23 protein-coding genes are annotated in these 17,700 nt (G+C 58.7%); 14 read left to right on the forward strand and 9 right to left on the reverse strand.

The genetic code is table 11. The features are described 5' to 3' along the window. The first annotated feature begins 1 nt into the window (after window position 1). The 4 genes from NLM32_RS01345 to NLM32_RS01360 all read left to right on the forward strand — a co-directional run bounded on the left by NLM32_RS01345 (window position 2) and on the right by NLM32_RS01360 (window position 3,120). On the forward strand, window positions 2-955 hold the full coding sequence (locus NLM32_RS01345; RefSeq protein ID WP_254127424.1) for a ParB N-terminal domain-containing protein: 954 nt from the start codon (window positions 2-4) through the stop codon (window positions 953-955). Between the two features lie 21 nt (window positions 956-976). Further along, window positions 977-1,831, forward strand: coding sequence for a hypothetical protein (locus NLM32_RS01350; protein ID WP_254127425.1), 855 nt, complete (start codon window positions 977-979; stop codon window positions 1,829-1,831). Between the two features lie 314 nt (window positions 1,832-2,145). Beyond that, window positions 2,146-2,577, forward strand: coding sequence for a DUF736 family protein (locus NLM32_RS01355; RefSeq protein ID WP_254127426.1), 432 nt, complete (start codon window positions 2,146-2,148; stop codon window positions 2,575-2,577). 192 nt (window positions 2,578-2,769) lie between these two features. After that, on the forward strand, window positions 2,770-3,120 hold the full coding sequence (locus tag NLM32_RS01360) for a DUF736 domain-containing protein (protein WP_254127427.1): 351 nt from the start codon (window positions 2,770-2,772) through the stop codon (window positions 3,118-3,120). Window positions 3,121-3,171: 51 nt separating this feature from the next. On the opposite strand, the gene NLM32_RS01365 is transcribed toward NLM32_RS01360, so the two are convergent. From NLM32_RS01365 to NLM32_RS01375, 3 genes are all read right to left on the reverse strand, one after another. Beyond that, window positions 3,172-3,678, reverse strand: coding sequence for a hypothetical protein (locus NLM32_RS01365; RefSeq protein WP_254127428.1), 507 nt, complete (start codon window positions 3,676-3,678; stop codon window positions 3,172-3,174). Between the two features lie 444 nt (window positions 3,679-4,122). Next, window positions 4,123-5,451, reverse strand: a complete 1,329-nt coding sequence (locus NLM32_RS01370; RefSeq protein ID WP_254127429.1) for a type IV secretory system conjugative DNA transfer family protein — start codon at window positions 5,449-5,451, stop codon at window positions 4,123-4,125. A gap of 2 nt (window positions 5,452-5,453) precedes the next feature. Then, complete coding sequence (locus NLM32_RS01375; protein WP_254127430.1) at window positions 5,454-5,987, reverse strand: hypothetical protein; 534 nt, start codon at window positions 5,985-5,987, stop codon at window positions 5,454-5,456. 323 nt (window positions 5,988-6,310) lie between these two features. Between NLM32_RS01375 and mobC the strand changes: the two genes are divergently transcribed. The 3 genes from mobC (at window position 6,311) to NLM32_RS01390 (ending at window position 8,485) form a co-directional block, all read left to right on the forward strand. Next, entirely contained in the window at window positions 6,311-6,646 is a 336-nt protein-coding gene (mobC, locus tag NLM32_RS01380; RefSeq protein ID WP_254127431.1) for a plasmid mobilization relaxosome protein MobC, read from the forward strand. Beyond that, window positions 6,643-8,085, forward strand: a complete 1,443-nt coding sequence (locus NLM32_RS01385; protein ID WP_254127432.1) for a relaxase/mobilization nuclease domain-containing protein — start codon at window positions 6,643-6,645, stop codon at window positions 8,083-8,085. The genes mobC and NLM32_RS01385 overlap by 4 nt, the downstream gene beginning before the upstream one ends. A 148-nt stretch (window positions 8,086-8,233) precedes the next feature. Beyond that, window positions 8,234-8,485: a hypothetical protein gene (locus tag NLM32_RS01390; RefSeq protein ID WP_254127433.1), complete on the forward strand. Its 252-nt coding sequence runs from the start codon at window positions 8,234-8,236 to the stop codon at window positions 8,483-8,485. Here NLM32_RS01390 and NLM32_RS01395 read toward each other — a convergent pair. Further along, on the reverse strand, window positions 8,470-8,952 hold the full coding sequence (locus NLM32_RS01395) for a hypothetical protein (RefSeq protein WP_254127434.1): 483 nt from the start codon (window positions 8,950-8,952) through the stop codon (window positions 8,470-8,472). The genes NLM32_RS01390 and NLM32_RS01395 overlap by 16 nt on opposite strands. Between NLM32_RS01395 and NLM32_RS46010 the strand changes: the two genes are divergently transcribed. Next, on the forward strand, window positions 8,945-10,153 hold the full coding sequence (locus NLM32_RS46010) for a PAN domain-containing protein (protein WP_254127435.1): 1,209 nt from the start codon (window positions 8,945-8,947) through the stop codon (window positions 10,151-10,153). The two genes, NLM32_RS01395 and NLM32_RS46010, sit on opposite strands and share 8 nt — an antisense overlap. 2 nt (window positions 10,154-10,155) lie before the next feature. Here the strand turns inward: NLM32_RS46010 and NLM32_RS01405 are convergent, their stop codons facing one another. Beyond that, on the reverse strand, window positions 10,156-10,491 hold the full coding sequence (locus tag NLM32_RS01405) for a hypothetical protein (RefSeq protein WP_254127436.1): 336 nt from the start codon (window positions 10,489-10,491) through the stop codon (window positions 10,156-10,158). A gap of 317 nt (window positions 10,492-10,808) precedes the next feature. Here NLM32_RS01405 and NLM32_RS01410 point away from each other — a divergent pair, with 317 nt between their 5' ends. Further along, window positions 10,809-11,699 carry a hypothetical protein gene (locus tag NLM32_RS01410; RefSeq protein ID WP_254127437.1) on the forward strand — a complete coding sequence of 297 codons (891 nt, stop codon included), beginning with the start codon at window positions 10,809-10,811 and terminating at the stop codon, window positions 11,697-11,699. On the opposite strand, the gene NLM32_RS01415 is transcribed toward NLM32_RS01410, so the two are convergent. After that, the gene (locus tag NLM32_RS01415; protein WP_254127438.1) at window positions 11,685-11,969 is read right to left on the reverse strand and encodes a DNA-binding protein; all 285 of its coding nucleotides are present in this window, start codon (window positions 11,967-11,969) and stop codon (window positions 11,685-11,687) included. The two genes, NLM32_RS01410 and NLM32_RS01415, sit on opposite strands and share 15 nt — an antisense overlap. Before the next feature lie 147 nt (window positions 11,970-12,116). Between NLM32_RS01415 and NLM32_RS01420 the strand changes: the two genes are divergently transcribed. From NLM32_RS01420 to NLM32_RS01435, 4 genes are all read left to right on the forward strand, one after another. After that, a complete protein-coding gene (locus NLM32_RS01420; protein WP_254127439.1) occupies window positions 12,117-12,584 on the forward strand; it encodes a hypothetical protein in 468 nt (155 codons plus the stop codon). A 281-nt stretch (window positions 12,585-12,865) separates the two neighbouring features. Further along, window positions 12,866-13,243: a nuclear transport factor 2 family protein gene (locus NLM32_RS01425; protein WP_254127440.1), complete on the forward strand. Its 378-nt coding sequence runs from the start codon at window positions 12,866-12,868 to the stop codon at window positions 13,241-13,243. 20 nt (window positions 13,244-13,263) lie between these two features. After that, a complete protein-coding gene (locus NLM32_RS01430; protein WP_254127441.1) occupies window positions 13,264-14,196 on the forward strand; it encodes an NAD(P)-dependent alcohol dehydrogenase in 933 nt (310 codons plus the stop codon). Between the two features lie 44 nt (window positions 14,197-14,240). Further along, entirely contained in the window at window positions 14,241-14,939 is a 699-nt protein-coding gene (locus NLM32_RS01435; protein WP_254127442.1) for a YafY family protein, read from the forward strand. Window positions 14,940-14,949: 10 nt separating this feature from the next. On the opposite strand, the gene NLM32_RS01440 is transcribed toward NLM32_RS01435, so the two are convergent. Together NLM32_RS01440 and NLM32_RS01445 are read right to left on the reverse strand one after the other, a co-directional pair. Next, window positions 14,950-15,177 carry a helix-turn-helix domain-containing protein gene (locus tag NLM32_RS01440; protein WP_254127443.1) on the reverse strand — a complete coding sequence of 76 codons (228 nt, stop codon included), beginning with the start codon at window positions 15,175-15,177 and terminating at the stop codon, window positions 14,950-14,952. After that, window positions 15,158-15,898 (reverse strand): site-specific integrase, encoded by a 741-nt coding sequence (locus tag NLM32_RS01445; protein ID WP_254127444.1) that lies wholly within the window; start codon window positions 15,896-15,898, stop codon window positions 15,158-15,160. The genes NLM32_RS01440 and NLM32_RS01445 overlap by 20 nt, the downstream gene beginning before the upstream one ends. Before the next feature lie 143 nt (window positions 15,899-16,041). On the opposite strand from NLM32_RS01445, the gene NLM32_RS01450 reads away from it, so the two are divergent. Then, window positions 16,042-16,458 carry a hypothetical protein gene (locus NLM32_RS01450; RefSeq protein WP_254127445.1) on the forward strand — a complete coding sequence of 139 codons (417 nt, stop codon included), beginning with the start codon at window positions 16,042-16,044 and terminating at the stop codon, window positions 16,456-16,458. Window positions 16,459-16,464: 6 nt separating this feature from the next. On the opposite strand, the gene NLM32_RS01455 is transcribed toward NLM32_RS01450, so the two are convergent. After that, complete coding sequence (locus NLM32_RS01455; RefSeq protein WP_254127446.1) at window positions 16,465-17,601, reverse strand: hypothetical protein; 1,137 nt, start codon at window positions 17,599-17,601, stop codon at window positions 16,465-16,467. Between the last annotated feature and the right edge of the window lie 99 nt (window positions 17,602-17,700).

Raw genomic sequence — 17,700 nt, forward strand, 5'->3', positions numbered from 1 at the left:
GATGAACAAGCCTGAACCTACCGCCCCCCGTGTCGTTGGCATCCAAGAGCGCCCACTTGGTGGGACGGTGCTACGCACCTACCGCAGGAAAATCGACATTGACGATGTTGTTCCTAACCCAAGGCAGCCACGTCTCGGCCCTAAAGAGGATGAGGAGCTTCAGCGCCAAATCGTAGACAACAAGGGCATATTTGAACCTTTACTTGTCGAGCCGCATCCTGAGATCGAGGGAAAGTTCAGAATCATCGACGGCGAACGACGCTGGAAGAATTCCAAGGTCCTCGTTGATCAAGGAAAATCCGAGTTTCGTGAGATACCGATTGAGGTAACGGATCGCGTTCTAAGCGAAGAGGATCGGCTTCGCGTTTGGATTTACATTCACCGACAAAGAAAAGAGTGGGATGCGCGGGAAAAAGAAATGGTTGCCTACCGTCTCATCGAACTAGTTGGACGAGCAAGCGCCGCTAACATACTGGGCATATCGTTCCGCGAGTTGGATAAACTTGAAGAAGTTTTCAATCTTGCAAAACGTTTTAGCGAGGAAGGCCTCAAAGACTTAAATGCCAGCATCACATGGGCGCGCGAACTTTTTGGCGTTAGCAAGAAGTTGCTTGTACCAACGGTGATTGATGCAGTTGTCGATAAGGTCGCTCGGAAGCGCATTACAAACTCCAAAGACCTTCGCAAATTACGAGCGATCCTTCCCGATCCGGTCGCGAAAGCAAACTTCCTCACTCATGACGGCGATATCGACTCCGCGATGCTTCGTATCGGCGGCAAGACACAGGGAGAAAGCTCTGGCCTTTCCGAGGACCTTACCTCAGTCGTTGAATCAATGAAGCGCGTTCCGTGGACGGCGTTGGCCGATATGAAGAAGGACCCCGACATTCTGAAGAAGATTGATGAAGCGGCGGCGCTTCTCAAAACACTGAGAAATTCGATTGTGTCGAGCTAGCAAAACCCCGTGCAATGACGCATGAACGAAATTGAGCAAGAGTGCATTATTCTGAATTCGGCGTGGGAGATGATCAACGGCATGGTCAACTGGGCCATGTTCGTCAAGCACGACCAGACTACACCGACTAGCATGATGTTCGAGACGAGCCAGCATCGCCGCCTCTTTATCATCTTGCTTGGTGATTTTCTGTCGCAGCTTCGCGCCTTCAAGGGCGAAGCCGTACCGCTCGGGCTTAAGGCTGCGCCATCAAACGCCCGGCCCTCCGACCTGACCTTCCTCTATTACCTTCGGCAAGTTTGCGCGAAGCCGCATTTCGCAGGCGATACACAGGCTTTGGGTACGCATGTCGAAGCATTTGCCGCCTGGCTGGAGGGAGAATTCACTGCCCAAGGTGTCAATCTCGGTGACATCGACGTGGTCGCGGACCTTCGCATTTCTCGCTACAGATACCTCAAGACATGTGGAGATATCGCCAAGCATAATCTAGCGAGGTTATCGACCAACGTCCGGCACATCCGATCGCTGATCGAAGCCAGCGGTCATCCCATCACCGAGCAGCAAGCCTATCTCGCCGTCGACAATTTCTTTGAGTGGTTTCACGACGATATTTTTATCTATCACTCCAGCCAGATTGCAGAATTCCTGAACAATATCCGGTGGGCGATCTTTGATTACCTTGAGCCCGAATTCGCGCGTTCTTGGCATTTGACCGAAAAGGCAACAGAGCTATTTCCAATATACGCATATCGCTTCCCGGAGGGTTGCACCGAGCCGGTCGCGCGGGCGATGTATTGGGACGTGATGAACCGGGTTCGTGCCAAGCCGTGGGTGCATCGCTTCGTGGTGTCGGATTCGTTTAAGCAACGTTATTGAGCGATTGTGAGCCGCTCGCCGGAGGCACTCGCGCGAGGGGCTGCCGCTTCGCGGCACCGCTATCACTGCCCATCGCGCGGGTACCTTGTTAACCGGTCTCGCGGCTGCACTCGCTTGCGGGCCCCGCCGTCATTTCATGACGGCGTCGCTATCACTGTCCCGTAAGCGGGTGCCTTTTCTCTCGCCTTCGCTCCGCTTCGGCTGTTGTGTTTGTTTCTGCGAAATCTTCAGCGAAGTCGTATTACCGAGCATTCCCATCCATTCCGTGCGTTGCATTCGGTGGCCGTGGCACCATCGGTCAAACGAATGGAGCGATGATGATCATCGGCGGTTTCGAATATGATTCCGGCACGGACACCTACAAGGGTGGCATTCAAGGCATTGGCGCCGATACCAGCTTCGCATACCTGAGGCCGGAGCTGGTGCCCTCGGGGAACGCGCCCGACTACCGCCTTGAGATCGAGCGCTATGCCAACTGCCCGTTTCAAATCGGCGTGGCCTGGAAATGCGGGACCATAGAATGCGAACCCGTTCTCGGGGTCTGCATCGATATGCCCGCGCTACCCCAACGCATCTACGCCGCTGTGTTATCGAAGCGCGAATACAAGGGCTGGTTCGATCTAATCTGGACGCGGCCCACGCCCCTTGCGCGATCCCTAGCCGAGGAAACCGCCTTGGCGCTCGGCATGGCCTATCTAAATGACACGTTCGTTCCCCATCGTTCTCGTCTAACACAAGGCGATTGACGACGTTGCCCATGCTGCTGCCGGGAGCCGCCGCGCGCGAAGGCGCGCGCCCTTCAGGAACGCAACAAGAAAATTTAGGGCGGACGCCCGTTGCTGAAATTTTCATGTTGCCGTTCGCCGTCATCCCCGTCCGCCGAGGCAGGGCAACGAGATCGCCATTGTGGAGGTCTCGCAACTTAAATGGAGACGAACATGAATATCGGTCAGTTCAAATACGACAAGAAAGCCGACACCTACAAAGGCGACATCCAGCTTCTCACGACGCAGGGGTTCAATGTTGAATTCGTGCCCAACAAGAAGGCTTCCGACAAGCAGCCGGACTACCGCGTCACCTTCCAGCGCATCGAGAACCAAACGGTCGAGATCGGCTCGGCCTGGAAGCGCCAAAGCGACAAGGGCAAAGCCTTCCTATCGGTCAATCTCGATGATCCCGTCTGGCCCGCGCCCCTCAACGCCGCGCTCTTTCCGTCCGAGGACGGCAAAACCGCAACGCTGGTCTGGACCCGTACGAAGAGGAAACAAGACAAGCGCGATGACGCTTAGACAGATTATGGCTCCCGGCTTCAAACCGGGAGCATTTTTCTACTAGCGGTCTTAGCTAACCGCCCACGACTCAAGTTCTCTTAAATCCTGTTCCACCCAGAGCGCTGCTTCTTCCGGTGTTAGGCCTCCCTTTTCCAGCTCGCGGATCATGGTTCGCTTGTAGAAAGGGCATGTACGAGCGGGGTGAAGCAAAGCGGCCCGCATCCTGCGATGGCGTCTAACTACTGGCCATTGCCACGGTAGAAATCCGTGGAGAAACAGTTCCACGGGCGTCAACAGACATTGACGGCGATCAATCCATTTGAGGCGCGTGGCTTCGCTTTCGAGCCACTTTTCACGATCCGCGTACCGATCGGCTGAGGCGACGCAAGCGACGAAGGAAGCGGCAATCGCAATAACGGCAGCTATGGCGACGACCGGGACGTGCAGATGAACAGCAATCGAAACGAGATCGACGAGGATTGCCACGAGCGCAATCTTCACATGCATCGGCTCTTCAGGAAGGCGACGCAGAAGCGAGGTAGTCCAACTTTCGTGCAAGACCGGAAATTTGCGCATCGGCGACCCCGATCGGCTGTGCCCGCATAATATAACCTAACCGCAAAGGTCGCAACCGCGCCTTCGTCGCTAAGGACCAGGCGCAGGAGGTGTGGGTCTCCCCCTTCGTGCTGCACGAGCGGTCAATGCCGCCGCGCCAGCGGATGCCACGAGGGCAACCACGGCCGATGCGTCGTGAGAAAGGTCGATTTCGGTCGCGAGGATGGTCTGAGCGACATTCAACGTCGTTCCCACGGTAAGGCCCATACAAAATTTGGTCGAATTGAAGAGGTCGGAAATGATCATTGGCCGAAAGACGAATATATTGGCTGGCGTTTCTGCCAGCTTCGATTTGAATGCTAACGACACCCCTCGCCCGTTCCAAAACATTATTTACTTTCAATCAATTAACGTGCGAGAAGCTTGAACAAGAACAGATTTTAGCGTTGCCTCGCGCGGCTTCGTCTATGGGGTGTGGTAAGGATCGGGGTCGAACTTCCCGCTTAGGCGCGGAATGGTCCAATAGGATTGCCGCTCGGAAATAAGCGGATCATGCTTGCCCGCGAAAAATACGACCGAGCGATCCTTTAGCAGGCTCATCATCTGCTCGAATGGCAGGAGCGGCATCCGCGTTTCGCTTCGGGATTCTCCCCGCTCGCTCTTCCACACTGCCCCTGAATAGTTGCGGCTTCGCGTCTCGCCCGTGGTGCTGCCGCCGCGCCGCTGAAGATACTCCGCCGTCTCGACATCGGCAGGCGTGAAGAACTGGATCAAGCCGCAGTTGGCAAGGATGCTCCCCCACTCCTTGCCGTAGATGAACTGAAGCTGCCCGAGATCCTGCAAGAATGGCCAGATGCGAAGGTTCATGCCCGCCGCATAGGCGAACGCGTTTGAAACGGCAGGGAGATTTTGCAGCCGCGCGAATTCGTCCAGGATCATCAACACCGGATGGCCGCCCGGCGTCGACGTCACGCAATCGATCGCCGCCGTGATCAACAGGCGAAGGAAGCGGCTATAGGCGGTCATGTGATGGCCGGGAAGGATCAAGTAGATCGATGTCGGCTTGTGCTTCAGTTGCGCAAGGCTGAAGTCGCTTCCCGTCAGCGCGCCGCCGCGCGCGGGATCGGTGAGCGCCGGATCATCGAGGAACGCCGTTTGCGTAATGGCCGTATTCACGGCGCTCGAGATATCCCGCGCCTCGGCATCGGCAAAGCGCCCGATGGGTTGGCTGATAAAGGGATGCGGGCTCGATGCGATGGCCTTCAACAGCCTTGCGGCATCGTCATCGCGCCTCGCGATGCTGGTCAGCATGTTGCGCATGTGCCCGAGCGTCGCCTTCTTGCCCAAGGTCGATACCAAATAAAGGATGAGTGCCGAGACAAGATCGCGCGCCGTATCGTCGAAGTATGGATCACGGCCTTGCGTCACGATGAGGGCTTGCGCGAGACCCGCCGCTTCCGCCACCACGTTCGGGCTCGCGATATCGAGTGCTTCCAAGGGATTGAAGCGATGGCGGGGCAGACGCCAGGGCGCGCCCGTGTGCATGCCGAACGGGTTCAACACAAACACCTCCTGTCCCATCGCGCGCCGCGCGCGTGCCGTCACCGCTGCGTTCTGGCCCTTGGGATCAATCACGACGACGCTATGCGGTACCTGAAGAAGCGCTTGCACGATGACGCTCGCGCCCTTGCCGCTGCGCGTCGGGCCGATCGTGCACAGGTGCCGATCCTCGGCGTAGCTCGGAAAGCTCTGGCGCTCGGTCGAATAGCCATAGGGGATGGAGAACCGTTCCATGGTCAGCGCTCCTCGCTCATACCGGCTTCGCGGAAGCTTTCTTCATCGCCGACCTTGGCGTCGAAACGCGCACGTTTCGCGAGTTCGGCCATCTGCCAGCCGAAGGCAAAGGGCAACCCCGGCAGCAGCGCGTAGCCGATCACCGTCCAGATCGAGCCCCAATATTGCTGAGAAAGAAAAAGCGCCGAGAGCCCCGCCACCATCCCGCCAACGACATATTGCGAATGGTCGCGAAGGAAGGCCTTGCCGAGCTTGTGACCCTCGGCCTCGAACCAGTGACGGAATTTTGCCGCGCCGACCGCGATCGCGCCAGCGCCAGCCAGGACGAACACGACCGGCTGCGCCTTCAAAAGCGGCGGCGCGAACCACCAGAAAAGCATGAGCCACGCGACCGTGCCGACGAGCAGCCGGTGCACGTTCGGCCCAAGCAATCCCGCGAGCGAGCCGGACATGCGTAGCGCCATCCAGCCAAGCGCCACGATCGTAAGGCTGATGACGAACGAGCGGTCGCCATCCAAGTGCAGCTCCGCCGCCACCTCGTACCAAAGGCACAGAAACAGCGCGAGCTTGATCCAAATCGAGCGCATGGGAATCCTCCGTTGTTGCACCGGAAGATCATCGCCCTGCATCACCTCATTGATGCGCGGAATGTTTGGTAATGCGCGACAGAGTTTTGGACCGCATCGGCATACGTTTGATTTCAGCGCGTGCGGATGATTGAGCGCGCGCGTCGCTTGGCCATATGAAAAAAGGAAAGAGCGTAGCGAGTTATGTATTGCCTAGGGGCAATACCAACTCGGTCAGGTGCTTAAAAGGTGCACCCGACACCTAGGACGCATGCGCTCTGCGGATTGGAGCCATGGCTAGACCAAAACTCGACATCACACGCAATCGGCAATTCAACGTCGGCCTGACGGATGCCGAATTCGCCAAGCTTTTGCAAGCGGCGCGCGTCGCGGGAATGCGGCCCGTCGACTATGTGCGGGCGAAGATATTCGCCAAGGCGCTTCCTGCGCGGACGGCGCTGGCCGTCCGCCAACTCGATCCCCTCTTACTTACCCATCTCGCGCGCATCGGCAACAACCTCAATCAGGTGGCGCGGCAAATCCATCAGCTCGACCTTGAATCGCCCGCCGACCTGGCTCCGGCTCTTGCCGAGCTGCGCGCGATCCTGCGGGAGGCGCTTAAGGGATGATCATCAAAATCCATAAGGCCGGGCGGTCCTTCAAAGGCGTGTGCAACTACCTCACCCACGATGCCAAGGCGGAAACGAGCGAACGGGTGGCGTGGACCCACACGCTGAACCTTGCAAACGACGACGTGGGTTCCGCCGTCGATGAAATGCTTTGGACGTTCCGGTCCGCCGACCTTCTCAAGCGGCAGGCTGGCATCTCGACCGGCGGCAGCAAGCTTGAAAAGCCGGTCCGGCATTTTTCCCTCTCTTGGGCGCATGGGGAAACGCCGGACAAGGCGCACATGATCGAAACCGTGCAGAAATACATCGAGCGCATGGGCTGGGCGGACCGGCAAGCCGTTCTCATTTCTCACAGCGATAGGCGACATGCCCATGTGCATGTGGTGATGAACAGCGTGAGCCCAGAGGATGGGCGGGCGATCCGCACGGCGCATGACTGGCGAAAGACCGAAGCCTTCGCCCTTCAATACGAGCAGGAACAGGGCCGCATCTATTGCGAGCAGCGGCTCGTGAACAAGGAGCAGCGGCAACCCACGCCGACGCGGGAAAGCTGGCAGCGCTTCAAGCCGGATGAGATCGCCTTCGAGCGTAAGGAAATCGAACGGCTGACCGAAGCGCCAAGCTACTTCGAGCGGTTTGATAGCAAGACGATGAACGGAAAGGAATGGGAAGCGCTGAAGAAATACCAGAAGCAGCAGCGCGAGCAGTTCTTCATGGATGGCAAGCAGGCGTTTCGCGACGTGCGCAACGCCGCTTTCCGCGAGGTTAGGGAGCAGTACCGCGACCAGTGGGGAGCCTACTATGCCGCCAAGCGCAACGGATTTGATCGAACCACGCTCGCCCAAATGAAAGGTGCGTTGATCGAAGCGCAGAGGAAAGCGCTCGATGAAGCGCGCGCTCGCGCCAGCGACAAGCTGCGGGAAGAGCGTGACAAGGCTTACGACGGCATCCTCGCGCAACAGCGCTTTGACAAGCTCGAATTGACGCGCCGGCAGGCGCAAGGCTTGCGCACATACCGATTGATGGACGTGGCGTACCCAGCGCCGGAACCGGCGCGTGAGGCCCAAAGAAAGCCGGGGAAACGAATGCGCGCGGCCCGAGGCGAGCAAGGAACGCTCGACCTCTTCGATACGACGCGGAAGCGAACGACCGATCCGCTCGCCAAGGAGGCGGTGGAAACGTCGCGGCCCGCTGTAATCGAGCGCGACATTCAGCAAGCAGCATCGGCTCGGCAGGCGAGCGAGACGGCCCGAGCGCGGCCAGCACCGGAGGCCAACGCAGCGACGCGCGCCGAGCGCACGGAGGGAAGCGTTGAGAAGGACCGCATCGAGAGGACACGCGAGATGACCGATCAATCCGTCAAGAAAGGCAAGGACGAGGTTCAGTCCGTCATGCGGGCTTCGTGGAACAAGGCCCGCCATCGAGGCGGTCGGGACTAGGCGCGGGTTTGAGGCACGAGCCGCCTTCAGGCCCCGGAGACGAGATTGGCTCCTGACAGCGTTCAACGACGAGGCAGCGGTAGCACGCGCTCGCATCGCGCGAGCGTTCTCTTCGCTTTTGCTGGCGGGCCTTGGAAGGCTTCGCGGTTTGTATGCGGCGAAGATCGCAGGATTGATCATCGGCGCGCAAGGCAACCCGTCGGCTGCGATCCTGGCGCTCGAACAAGAGCGCGATGCGGCTATCGCGCGGTTCATGGCGGCGCTCGATGATGACAAACGCCAGGCATTGCGGGCCATCCGTTCGACGAGAAAGCGGCGACGCTTTCGCATCGCCGCGCCGGTCCCTCGCTCACCGCGCCATTGGGCCTTGCTGCCGAAGCCGCGCTATCCCAAACCATGAAACGCCAGCCATTGGGATTTGGACAGGCAGAGCGCGCCCTTCAGTTTAAAGAAGCCCGCCCGCTCCTTCCGGCTGCTGTAGTAGGTCCAGAGATTGAACACCCGTCGCCTCGCCCGGTTACTGTCATCGTCGAAGATGAATTTGGCGATGGCGCGCGCACCATAGATCACGTCGCCGGGCGTACCCTGTTTGGTGACTGGAGGCGGTGGCGGTTTCGGGTTGCCGGGCGGCGGAGCCGAGCCGCCCATCGCGGCGGCATGGCGCTTCATGGCATCGAAGCAGCGATCCGAGAGATTGAGCGGGAGGGCCGGGCGTTCGTCGTCGCGGGCGATGTTAGGGTTAGTCCGGTAGACCATCATGGGAGACACCTCTTTCTGGTTGAACTCCCTCCCTAAAGAAGCCAGATTGCCGGAAATCTCGACGTAACGAAGCGCAATCAACCTCCAAAGAAGCGCAACGGTGCCCAAGAAGACCAAAGCGATCCCCGAGAACCGGGTGGAATGGACCTTCGGCGAAGCCGTCTTCTGGCATTTCTTTGTCTTTGGTACCCGCCCACACATCAATCCCGCGACAAGCCAGACCGGGCGGCTATGGGCTCCAAAGGATGCCGCCGACGCCCTTGGCGTCACCGTCAAAACGCTCTGGAATTGGGTCGACGACGATCACCTTCCGCTGGATACGACCGCGCTTGAGCGGGTGCTGTTTGGGCAATCATCATTCTTCGACGCATGGCGGATCGAGCTGCAACGCGTGCTCCGGGAGACCCGGCTTCAGAAAACAAAATCGGCTTCGCCGTCCGCGCCGCGACCCGGCACAGGCCTCGTTCCTACCCTGACGGGGCAGGCCGTGACCGTCTATGAATCGCCGGAGTTCGAGGATGACACGGTCCAGACTTTGGAAATCATCGGAAAAGATCGTGCAAAACCGGGTCTAATCACCTCGTTTTCCGGAAATTACACCCATCAGTCGCGCCCGGACGCCACGGCGGGCGGTCCTTCCGCTTCCTCGGGCCCCGCGCCTGCTCCCGGCGTTTCCGCGTCGAGTGGTTCCTCGATCCGCAAGAAAGGCGTCGCGCTTATCGCGGGTGCGGTGCTGATCGTCGGCGGGTTTGCCGTATCCCGCGCCGTCAAATTCGATCGTGCGCCCCCGGTCATCGCCGAGCGAGTGCCATCGCCGCCCACGCCGACGCCCGTACCCGCCTCCTTGCCGACCGCTCAGCCAAGAGAGCCGAGCCCGCAGGACCAACGCGCCGCTGCCGAGAAGCAGCGTCAGGATGACATACGCGCCGCCGCGCAGAAGAAAACGCTGGATGATCTGGAAGCGCTGCGCGTTCAAAAGGAGCAGTCCGCCCGCGACCTCAATGCCAAGCTCAAAGTGATGGCTGGAGGCGACGACGACCTCTGTAAGCAAAAGCTCGCGGGGCTATCCGTCCCCGGCTTCTCCTTGAAGTGCGACACGCTCATCCCGTTCGGTAAGCTGCTTCGCAAGGCTGGCGTCTCGCAAACGGCGAGTAGCCTCGGCGATTGCGCGAACCGGTGCCGCCGCGAGACGGATTGCGTTGCGTTCTCGTTCGATGCCGGAGCCCATGCCGGGAGCGCTTCCTGTTATTTGACGGGTTCAATCCCTGAGATGCGCAAAGCGGACAACTGGATCTCTGGAACGCGCTGACGCTAGCGCTCGTGCTTGTACCGCGGCGGCAATCCATTCACGAGATTGCAGACCACCCGATACAGCTCGTAAGTGCCGACCTTCTCAAAGCGCTCCTCGATTGGCTCCGCCCAAAAGCGGGCCGAGGGATAGCCTTCGCCGTGCCAATAGGCTTCAAGGCGTTTCGCCAACGCCATCGCGCCGTCGCGGCTGCAATGCTCGGTCTCGCTCTTGTTCGAATGGTCCGACCGGGCGCTGGAAGGCATACAGGCGCGTGCATGGCCATGCTCTCGCTCCTGCTCGGCTTGCCCGCTAGGGTCAAGCTTCCCGGTCGGTCTTGGGCCGTCGTTGTCGTTCATCGCTCGGACCGGCGGCGTTCTGTTGCTATCGTGCATCTCGTTCTCGCAAAGTGGTGGAATGCGCATGCGTTTGCATTTGCGGCGCGATGATAGCGACGCCGACTTCGGCCTCAGAAGATGCAACCCCGATCGCTTGGTTGTCGTGACGGAGCGCCGCGCTTGTTTCTCGCCGCGTTACGGTTTGCCGTGTCGCGCGCGTCGTTGGTTCGCGCAGCGGGCGGCGTAGTCACTGCTCACACCCGCGTATGCAGTAAATCGGACTCATCGACAGCGATGAGTCCTTTGCTAGCATTCAGGGGTAAACTTCAGGGAGGTACATGGATAAACCGATAGAAGCTGCGCCCGGCGCCATTCAAATCCGCCCGACACGCTTGCGCGCCGAGCGAGAACCCGACCAGTTCTATCCTCTTCTCGAAGCCTTCCGCGATCCCGACATTCTGCCGCTGCGCAAAATCGCGGAACTATCCGGCGACAGGTCGCTCAATCCCGAACCCAACACCTTACGAAAACTAAAAAGCCAGACGCTTTCTGATGAGGCGCGCCGCGTTCTGCTTCGACACATCTTTGACGACGAGCGGCTTCTGTTCGGAAAGCGGCGAGAAGCGCTCGATCTTATCGATGACGCGTTCTATTTTGCGTTCCTGAATTACTTCCATGCGTGCGATGTCGTGCAAGACGAGGCAAGGGCAAAGATCATCGGCACGTATAAATATTGGCGCTACGCCGCCGACCGCGACGATGAGTTCGCGCTTGGCCGTCTTACGTTCTCGGAAGATAAGGACAGCCGCGCCCTTAAGGTCGAGGCCCGCCTGAAAGAATGCGGCATCGCGCGGACCAGTAGCGATTGGCTGTTGCGAGGTTATGCGTTCGCCATCGATGAAACCTTGCTGTTCTTCACGCGGCGACATGGAGGCAACTTGCGTCTAACAATCCTGCCGCGTGCGCGGACGAGCACCGTGGGTACGGCTATCAATCCGCGCAGCGTTTTTGCCGGGCATCATGAGCACATCGTGCACATGGATGGTCTTACGATTGGGCTTGATCGTGGGAATTGCTTTCTGTCGCCCATCCATGTCTCGCTTGTCGACGATGTGGATGAGCTGGCGAACCTCGATGCATCGCTCGACGTGATGACCGAAGATGATCCGCGCTTGCCGCGAAGGATCGTGAAGCGCCTCCGCAAGAGCGGCCCCTTACGTCGCCTCTAAGGCGGTCGCTTCCTGCGCCGCGATCCACGCCAGGAGAACCGACTTCCGCGCACAAATGCTCGTGCCGATCCTGAAATGCGGGATGCGGTTCTTCTCGACCAGGTGATAAACCGCGCGGCGAGCCGATCGCCGTCCATAGATAAACTCCGCGATTTCATTCGCGCCGCGCAAAATGTCGGAAGCAACGGGCGTGTGCGCGGAGCTGATTGATGCCGCGCTCGTGCTTGGCGATGCAAGGGAACGGTCAGACCCCGAGGGCTGGCTGATCATGGGCTCCTGATGTTTGGGTTATCCGTCCATCATACCCGAGCGCTTGAGTCTGCCCGGCTTCAAAATTTCTTTGAACAAAGCGCTTCGTTGCCGCGAAGAGGCGGTTCGCCTTAACGCTAGAGGTTCCACACGAACAAGGAGCCAATCATGACGACAATCACCATAGGAAAACGCCTGATCCCGCTTGAGCACATCGCGTTGCTTGAGCCGTTTGATCCATCGCAGCAGCAACGCATGCAAAGTGAGAGGCCATTCCAGACACGCCTTGTCCTCGTCAACCGTGACAGTGTTCTTTCGGAAGATGCGCTTGCCACGCTGGCGGAGCAAAACGGGTTTCGAATTTTTGCCGATGAAAATATCGCGACGAATCCCGCGATCCTGTTCAGCGTCGAGGGGTTCGAAGCGGAAAAATCCGGCGACTTCCAGCCGACCAAACCTTATCGCAGTCGCTTGCTTTGGCGCGATCCGATCACCGGAAAAGCCCATAGCAAGCTTTTGCTCGCCGCGCCTGAAGATGTTCTTGCCACCGTTGTCCGTGGTGAGGGCACCGTGCCTTCTACACGCACCTTGTCGCGCAGCCGTAAGCCTCGTCGCCGTTCTCCGTCTCCCCTCTAGGGCGCATCGCGCAAGAGCGCGAACTGGCTCTATGCGCTGCGCGCACCGAGCCGCCGGATCAAAGAAAGAGATCCGGCGTCTCGGCCCTTTCGGGTAACGATCCATCGCGCTTGCGCGGTTCTATCTTGTTCTGCTCGATGGTCGGGGGACAGAGCTCTTGGCTCGAATCTCTCAGAGAGCATCAATAACTGTAGTAATAACAAGTGCTTATATAATACTGACAAAATCTGTCAGTATCCCGTGCTAGCGTTCACTCATCACCTCAAAGAAAGGAAAACGTGATGACTGAACACAATGGCAAGGCGTTGGCCGTGGCCCGCAGCTACTTCGATGCGATGGCAAGCAAGGATGCTGACAAGATCGTTTCCATCTCCGCCGATGACATCATTTGCACCTCACCCATCGGCGAACTGAACGGGGCAGCAGCGTTTCGCGGCTTTCAGGAAGGGTTCTCGCGGATGATCAAGAAGCTGACGCTGCTCGCCGCCTTCGGTGACGATGATCAAGCCGTGATCGTCTACAACGCGGACACTCATCCCGTTCCGAACTCGATCGTCGCCGAACACTTGATTATCAAGGATGGCAGGATCGCTTCAACGCGCGTGATTTACGACGCGACACCGTTCGCCGCCTACATGGCGACGGTCCAGCCTCACTAACCCTGCACGTGGAGCGTATCATGAGACGTATTCAGTATTACCAGTACGGCGGCCCCGAGACGATGAAGCTCGAAGATGTCACGCCGGAGAAGCCCGGAAAGGGCGAAGTTGCCGTGAAGGTCACCTTCGCAGCGATCAATCCCATCGATTGGAAGGTGCGCAACGGCTACCTGAAGATGGTGACGGGGAAAGTGTTTCCCCGAGCCATGGGCAGCGACTTCTCCGGGATCGTGGTTGCGGTCGGCCCCGGCGTAACGCGCTTCAAGACGGGCGATGCGGTCTTTGGCCTCGCACGCATCAAGGAGAGCGGCGCGCTTGGTGAAGCGGTCATTACGAACGAGGGCTTTCTTGCGAAGAAGCCTGACACGGTATCCTTCAACGACGCAGCTTGCCTTGGAACGCCCGCCGTTACGGCCTGGAATGGCCTTGTCGATAAGGCGGGCCTCAAGCGCGGTCAGTCGGTCTTCATCAATGGCTGTGCTGGCGCTGTCGGCGAGGCCGCAGTGCAGATCGCAAGGATGCTAGGCGCAACGGTCTCGGGCAGTTGCAGTGCGGAGGCGATGCCAAGGGTCCGTGATCTCGGCGTCCAGAAAGTGTTCGACTATCGGAAGACCGACCTGTCGGCGCTTCGAGATCGGTTCGACGTGGTCTACGACACGGCGGCTGCGATGCCGACCGCCGTGGGCCTGCATCTTGCGGGCAGTCGCGGCGTGTTCCTCGATATCGATCCAACGCCCATGAAGTTTCTCCGCTCGCTCTTTAATCGTCGATTGAAGCCGATCGTCTGCACGCCACGCGCGGAGATTCTCGACGCGATCGCCGATGCAGCCGGACAAGGGAAACTGAGGCTGCCGATCGCCGAGACCGTGCCGCTCGGCGGCGCGATAACGCTGATTACGGCCTTAGAGAAAGGCCGCAAGATCGGCGGGAAAGCGCTCGTCGCGGTGGGCTGACATCCTGCTGCCAATTGTTGGCAGGAGTGTGCTAGGCTGTTTCCATGTCCAAAAGCGAACGGCTCTTTGATCTCATGCAGATGCTGCGGCGGCATCCGCGCCCGGTATCCGGCACCGAGCTTGCGCACGAAGCCGGGGTGTCGCTGCGAACGGTCTATCGTGACATCGCATCATTGCAGGCTTTGGGAGCAGAAATCGAAGGGGAGCCGGGCGTCGGATACGTCCTACGCCCAGGTTTCCTGCTTCCGCCTCTGATGTTCTCGGGGGAAGAGATTCAGGCCATGGCACTCGGCGCGCAATGGGTGCAGCGGCAGACAGATGAAGGCTTGGCATTTGCCGCGAGCAATGCGCTTTCCAAGATCATCGCTGTGCTGCCTGTTGAACTTCGGGACAAGGTGGATGACCGGAGCTTCCACGTCAGCCGCGAGCCACCCAAGGCACCGGCTGTAGACCTTCAAATGCTGCGCGAAGCCATGCGCGAGCAGCGCAAGCTCCGGATCACCTACCGTGATCCGAAAGCTGCCGAGACAGAACGTGTGATATGGCCGATCATGCTCGGCTTTTTTCAGGCCCACCGCACCATTGCTGGCTGGTGCGAGTTGCGAAAGGACTTCCGCACCTTCCGTGCTGACCGGATCGTGCGCATGAAGCTCCTGAAAGAGCGCTATCCCGGCCGTAGGCGTGACTTGGTCAAGCAGTGGCGGGCCAAGGCTGACGCGGAGCGCGCAACGGGCGCTCCGTGAGAGCGGACTTTCAATTCGTCTTGAAGAAATCTTCGAGGCGACACCTCAGCGCGAAGGCAAGCCGGGCAAGATCGGCAGCGGCCACTCTGCTAATGGCGCGCTCGTACTTCTGAATCTGCCGTGAAGTCACCGGCAGATACGCCCCAAGCTCGGCTTGGCTCATGTCGCGTGCGAGGCGTAGCCTCCGCATGTTCGCACCAATGATCCGGTCGAAGGTGTCACGCTGCGAGCGCGGCATGGGGCCTCTCTTCTGGCGGCACGGCCCCGCTCGCAAAGCGCCAGACCTTCTCGGCGAAAAACCATTCCTCGGGGCCCGATACGCTTGCGTAGATCGCAGTCGTGGTCATTCGCGCATGGCCCATCCAGCGCTGAATGAGATTGAGGTGGGCTCCGCCTTGCAGTGAAATGACGCCAAACGCATGGCGCAAGCCACGGGGACAAGCACGCAATCCAACGATCTCGGCAAGTTTCATCCCCGCCTTCACGATCCGCCATCCTGTGACCGCGCACCAGGGCCAGAGCTTCCGGCCCGCATCCTCGCCTTGCTGCAACGTGCGCAGCATGAAGTGCCGGGCTAGCCGCGCTGTCAGCCATCGCGGGATTGGCACCTCGCGCACACTGTGTTTGCGGCGCTTCAGGGTGACGATGCAAACCGTGCTCATGTCGAGATCGAAGGATCGGGCGCTGAGTGCAAGCACCTCGCTCAAACGCGCGCCGGTAAACGTGAGAACCAAGCAGAACAATGCGCGCGGGGTTTCAAAGCCTTCGATCACGCGAAGGAAGCGGAGCCGTTCAACGCGGTTGAGATATTTGCGCTCGCCGCTTTCGGAATAGAGGCTTTGTCGCTCGCCGAAGTCGCCTGCAAGTCTAATTGAAGGTCGTGCAAGGTTACTGGGCAAAGTGCTGCAAGCAGCTTTGCGATTAGATTCAATTACTTGGTCGGTGGCGTGGCACGGCATTAAGCATTAAGAGCGCAGATAACCCCTCTTTTACACGGGAAAAGAGGAAGGGGCAAGGATATGCCCAGTTTGATTACTCTGAAAGTAAAGTAACTATAAGGGCTTAGGCGGGTTTGTGGTATGGTAATACTTAGGAATTGCCCATGCTTTACCGACCTACAAAAACTTTCCGCAACACCGCCTTTGCCGTAACCGCCGCCGCTGCGATTGCAAGTGCTTCGGTGCTGGCAAGCTTTCCTGCCAACGCGCAGCAAGCGACGGCCACGAATTTTAGCCCGGTATGCGCTCCCTTTGCCGGTACGGAACGCGGCGTTCGCTGCGAAATCGAACAATCACAACTGCGCACGAAAGCCAACGAAGCACGTGCTGCAGAAGCTGACACGCAAACAGAGTGCGCAAAGTTTCTGAAAGCCGGAATCGTGAATAGCTTGTTCACCCAGCAGAAGATGCTCGATGCTGCCGGTGGCAAGGTGACTAATGCAAACGTCTGCACCGTTGCGCGGGGCCTTGGTTTCGGACGCAAGGCCGATGCGAAGCCTACTGGCGTCGTAATTCAATAAACTTTATCAGCCCATTTTTGGCGCGCTTGGTTTTGCGCCAGCTTTCGCCTTTGCATCAGCTGCGGGCTTTTCGTTCGATGCTAGCTTACTGTCTTTCGCCTTGGCGTTCGTTTCCTCTGGCTTGCCTTCCTTGGGCTTATCTTCCTTAGGCTTGTCGGTTGGTGTAGCCGAAGCAACGACGATGGGAGCATTCAAATCCAGAACCGCATCATCTCTAAGTTTCGTGCTATCGTCTCTCTTTAGCTCTGATCTCTTCTCGAGCTTCTTCTGCGTGCCCAAGGCTTCTTCAAGCTTGCGGCCTTCTTCCTGCTTCTTCGGATCGGTGCCCGCTGCCTTTGCTACGGCCTTTGTCACACCCTCTTTAGCGGCCGGGCTCTCCGGGTTGGCCATGTAGTTCATTTCCGCATCGCGAAGGTTTTTCAAGACCTGCGTGTTGACCTTTCCGGTCTCATCGGTCGCGAGAGACTTGTTTCCATGCGCGACGTGGTCGGCAAGATCGTTTGCATCGCGGTTGGTTTTCTTGGCAAAGCGGGCAAGAGTCACTACATCGCCTGCCGCGAACTCAACTTCCTTCAGCTTGTTGAAGCTCTCGGCCTTGAAATTCACATCCGCCAAAGCTTTGATCGCCGACGGACCAAGACGCAACAAGTCAGGATTGTTCTTCGCCCAATCAAGGCCGAGCTTGTCCGCCATATTGAAAGCGTCTTTTTGTATCGGTGTCAGCCCTTGCGGCGTGATGGTATTTCCGCCATCCGAGCTGCTTCTGTCGTTCAGCGCGCCGAACTGATTGCCGCCTCGGTTTGACATGAGGCTGAATGGCTTCTCTGGCAATGCGTAACCCGTGTTGTCGGTTGCCTTGCCCGCAGCATAAATATTGGCGGGTTTGCCAGCATCGGTTTGCTTGCGAAGCTCGGCATCAATGGCACCTGAAACGTCGCCAACATTGATACTGGCGCTTCCGTTGATCTGGGCGGGCGTCAATCGGCCCCTGATCTGCGTGGTGATTTCACGGAGCCCGCCATCGCCGATGTTGAGGTTAAGTTCTTTCGCACGTGCCTGTATGAGGCCACCGATATAGGTTTCCGTGCGGCGGACGTTCTCGTCGCCAGATTCATGCAGCGGTGTTGATGGCGTTTGCGCCATGGAAAATCACTTCAAAAATAAGTTCGTCTCAAATGTCTTCGCCCGCAAAACGCAGGACGTCGCAATACGCTCACCAGAATACAGGGAATTATTAACCTA

Source organism: Bradyrhizobium sp. CCGUVB14 (genome assembly GCF_024199935.1).
Lineage (GTDB): Bacteria > Pseudomonadota > Alphaproteobacteria > Rhizobiales > Xanthobacteraceae > Bradyrhizobium.

What these genes read in the sequence shown, in the direction of transcription:
- NLM32_RS01405 (WP_254127436.1), bottom strand. Translation starts at nt 10,491, where the DNA reads ATGAACGACAACGACGGCCCAAGACCGACCGGGAAGCTTGACCCTAGC.
- mobC (WP_254127431.1), top strand. Translation starts at nt 6,311, where the DNA reads ATGGCTAGACCAAAACTCGACATCACACGCAATCGGCAATTCAACGTC.
- NLM32_RS01430 (WP_254127441.1), top strand. Translation starts at nt 13,264, where the DNA reads ATGAGACGTATTCAGTATTACCAGTACGGCGGCCCCGAGACGATGAAG.
- NLM32_RS01410 (WP_254127437.1), top strand. Translation starts at nt 10,809, where the DNA reads ATGGATAAACCGATAGAAGCTGCGCCCGGCGCCATTCAAATCCGCCCG.
- NLM32_RS01345 (WP_254127424.1), top strand. Translation starts at nt 2, where the DNA reads ATGAACAAGCCTGAACCTACCGCCCCCCGTGTCGTTGGCATCCAAGAG.
- NLM32_RS01425 (WP_254127440.1), top strand. Translation starts at nt 12,866, where the DNA reads ATGACTGAACACAATGGCAAGGCGTTGGCCGTGGCCCGCAGCTACTTC.
- NLM32_RS01435 (WP_254127442.1), top strand. Translation starts at nt 14,241, where the DNA reads ATGTCCAAAAGCGAACGGCTCTTTGATCTCATGCAGATGCTGCGGCGG.
- NLM32_RS01450 (WP_254127445.1), top strand. Translation starts at nt 16,042, where the DNA reads ATGCTTTACCGACCTACAAAAACTTTCCGCAACACCGCCTTTGCCGTA.
- NLM32_RS01370 (WP_254127429.1), bottom strand. Translation starts at nt 5,451, where the DNA reads ATGGAACGGTTCTCCATCCCCTATGGCTATTCGACCGAGCGCCAGAGC.
- NLM32_RS01455 (WP_254127446.1), bottom strand. Translation starts at nt 17,601, where the DNA reads ATGGCGCAAACGCCATCAACACCGCTGCATGAATCTGGCGACGAGAAC.
- NLM32_RS01360 (WP_254127427.1), top strand. Translation starts at nt 2,770, where the DNA reads ATGAATATCGGTCAGTTCAAATACGACAAGAAAGCCGACACCTACAAA.
- NLM32_RS01420 (WP_254127439.1), top strand. Translation starts at nt 12,117, where the DNA reads ATGACGACAATCACCATAGGAAAACGCCTGATCCCGCTTGAGCACATC.
- NLM32_RS01365 (WP_254127428.1), bottom strand. Translation starts at nt 3,678, where the DNA reads ATGCGCAAATTTCCGGTCTTGCACGAAAGTTGGACTACCTCGCTTCTG.
- NLM32_RS01445 (WP_254127444.1), bottom strand. Translation starts at nt 15,898, where the DNA reads ATGCCGTGCCACGCCACCGACCAAGTAATTGAATCTAATCGCAAAGCT.
- NLM32_RS01385 (WP_254127432.1), top strand. Translation starts at nt 6,643, where the DNA reads ATGATCATCAAAATCCATAAGGCCGGGCGGTCCTTCAAAGGCGTGTGC.
- NLM32_RS01350 (WP_254127425.1), top strand. Translation starts at nt 977, where the DNA reads ATGAACGAAATTGAGCAAGAGTGCATTATTCTGAATTCGGCGTGGGAG.
- NLM32_RS01440 (WP_254127443.1), bottom strand. Translation starts at nt 15,177, where the DNA reads ATGCCGCGCTCGCAGCGTGACACCTTCGACCGGATCATTGGTGCGAAC.
- NLM32_RS01355 (WP_254127426.1), top strand. Translation starts at nt 2,146, where the DNA reads ATGATGATCATCGGCGGTTTCGAATATGATTCCGGCACGGACACCTAC.
- NLM32_RS01415 (WP_254127438.1), bottom strand. Translation starts at nt 11,969, where the DNA reads ATGATCAGCCAGCCCTCGGGGTCTGACCGTTCCCTTGCATCGCCAAGC.